At 66.4% G+C, this 2,711-nt stretch carries 2 protein-coding genes and 1 pseudogene; all 3 read left to right on the top strand.

Annotated elements, in window-relative coordinates:
• Nucleotides 1-907: pseudogene (locus G3N92_RS32595) on the top strand (patatin-like phospholipase family protein); the annotation flags it as partial.
• A 399-nt stretch (nt 908-1,306) separates the two neighbouring features.
• Nucleotides 1,307-2,170, top strand: coding sequence for a ferritin-like domain-containing protein (locus G3N92_RS32590; RefSeq protein WP_206131642.1), 864 nt, complete (start codon nt 1,307-1,309; stop codon nt 2,168-2,170).
• Nucleotides 2,171-2,252: 82 nt separating this feature from the next.
• A partial coding sequence (rfaE2, locus tag G3N92_RS32585; RefSeq protein WP_206131641.1) for a D-glycero-beta-D-manno-heptose 1-phosphate adenylyltransferase occupies nt 2,253-2,711 on the top strand: 459 nt, incomplete at its 3' end.

Here is a 2,711-nt window from a genome sequence, read left to right as displayed (position 1 = left end):
CGCGCCGCTCGCGCATCTGCTGCAGCGCGAGCTGAACGTTCACCGGATCAACCAGATGCTCGGCACGCGCCGGCTGCATGCGCTGTCGGTCACGGCGCTCAGCTACACGAGCGGCCGGCACCTGACGTTCTACGCGGGCAGCGAGCCGATTCACGCCTGGCGGCGCGCGCAGCGCACGGCGCGGATGGTCGATCTGTCGGCCGCGCATCTGCTCGCCTCGTCGGCGATCCCGTTCGTGTTTCCGGCGGTGCCGCTCGTGATCGACGGCCGGGTCGAATATTTCGGCGACGGCTCGATCCGCCAGATCGCGCCGCTGTCGCCCGCGATCCATTTCGGCGCTGATCGCATCCTGGTGGTGGGCGCGGCGGCCGCGCGGCCCGAGGTGCCGGTGGCGAACGGCGAGATCGCGCATACGCACGGCTATCCGTCGCTCGCGCAGATCGGCCAGCAGGTGCTGGCGAGCGTGTTCCTCGATTCGATCGGCACCGACATCGAGCGGATCGAGCACATCAATCGCGTGGTCGAGCACCTGCCGCGCCAGGTCGAACCGGAAAGCGGCTGGCGGCATGTGGACGTGCTCGCGATCGCGCCGTCCGAACGCATCGAGCTGATCGCGGCGAAGCATCTGCGGCGGCTGCCGGCCACGGTGCGTGCGCTGCTCGGCGGCATCGGCGGCAACCGGCCGGCCGGCGCGTCGTTCGCGAGCTATCTGCTGTTCGAGGCCGAATTCACGCGCGAGCTGATCGCGCTCGGGCACGCCGACGCGATGCGCCAACGCGATACGCTGGCCGGCTGGTTCGCCTCGGCCGGCGCGCCGGGCGTGAGCGACAGCCCGGCGAGCGCGTCGTTCATCACACCAATCGGTTCGATATCCGAACGGAATCCCGATTCGCGCAACGGGCGGTAACCGTGCGCGCGGGCGGCTTTTTCTGCGACGCTTCGCCGCACTGCTGTCGCGGATCCGTCACAGGTGCGTGCTATCATCGCCGACGCCGAAATAATCCAGACGGGTGCTGGCGGCGCGATCCGTCCCTGACGCTCGCGCGCACGGCCCCGACAACGACAGCCGGCCCCGAGCCGGCCTTCTCTCAGGGTGCGTGCGAGGCTCGAACGGTTCGGGCGTTGCACGTATCGCCCCACAGCGGTTGCGCTGCCGCAAAGAAATGTGCCGATGTGCTTGCATCCGGCGCACGGTTTAGCGCGTAAAATTACCGTTTCGTCAGGTGAGCGTCCGAATTGTGGGCGCTCGGCCCAACAGTCACGTTTTGAAGTCGCATTGCGCAACAGGGGTGGGACCATGAACACCATGCTTTATCCGGAACTCTACAAATCGCTCGAAGCCGTCCGCTGGGACATGGAGAAGGACATCCCTTGGGACAAGTTCGACGCCTCGCTGCTCACCGACGAGCAGGCCAAGACGATCAAGATGAACGCGATCACCGAATGGTCGGCGCTGCCCGCCACGGAGATGTTCCTGCGTGACAACCATCACGACAGCGATTTCTCGGCATTCATGAGCGTCTGGTTCTTCGAAGAGCAAAAGCATTCGCTGGTGCTGATGGAATACCTGCGCCGCTTCAAGCCGGAAATGATGCCGACCGAAGCCGAACTGCACGCCGTGCGCTTCGAGTTCGATCCGGCGCCGCCGCTCGAAACGCTGATGCTGCACTTCTGCGGCGAAATCCGTCTGAACCACTGGTACCGCCGTGCAGCCGAATGGCACACGGAGCCGGTCATCAAGCACATCTACGAAACGATCTCGCGCGACGAAGCGCGTCATGGCGGCGCCTACCTGCGCTACATGAAGAAGGCGATGGTGAACTGCGGCGACGTCGCGCGTTCGGCATTCGCGAAGATCGGCGTGCTGATGGCGTCGGCGCGCCGCACCGAAAAGCCGCTGCACCCCACGAACCTGCACGTCAATCAGGCGCTGTTCCCGCGCGACACGATCCAGTCGCGCCTGCCCGATCCGGAGTGGCTCGAGCACTGGCTCGACGAGCAGATCCGCTTCGACGGCGATTGGGAAAAGAAGGTCGTCGACCGTATCCTGCACAACCTGTCGATCCTGTTCGAGCGCACGTTCGCGACGGCCCAGGAGCTGAACCGCTACCGCAAGGAAGTCACGGCGCGCCTGCAGACGCCCGACGCCGGCGCGACGCAAGCCGCCTGACGCGGCGCCGTTCGCCGCACGCCAAGCCCGCCGTTTCGCGCGGGCTTTTTTTATTCTTCCGCTGACCGGAGCCGAAACCCCGATGCCCGCCGCCTTCGAACGCAAATTCATCACCCGCGAGGCGCTCGCCGCGCTGCGCCCGACGCTGAACGCGCCCGTCGTGTTCACCAACGGCGTGTTCGACATCCTGCACCGCGGCCACGTCACCTATCTGGCCGACGCGAAGGCGCTCGGCGCGTGCCTGATCGTCGGCGTGAACAGCGACGCGTCGGTGCGCATGCTCGGCAAGGGCGACGACCGCCCGATCAATCGTCAGGAAGACCGCATGGCGCTGCTGGCCGCGCTCGAATGCGTGGATTGGGTGGTGGGTTTCGAGGAAAAGACGCCGATCGACCTGATCGCGGCGGCGCGGCCCGACATCCTCGTGAAGGGTGGCGATTACGACATGGACGCGCTGCCGGAATCGGCGCTCGTGCGCGGCTGGGGCGGCACGGCGCTGGCGATTCCGTTCGAGTTCGAGCGCTCGACCACGTCGCTGCTA

The organism is Burkholderia sp. Ac-20379, from assembly GCF_017104645.1.
Lineage (GTDB): Bacteria > Pseudomonadota > Gammaproteobacteria > Burkholderiales > Burkholderiaceae > Burkholderia.
This window is presented reverse-complemented; position numbering and strand designations above follow the sequence as displayed.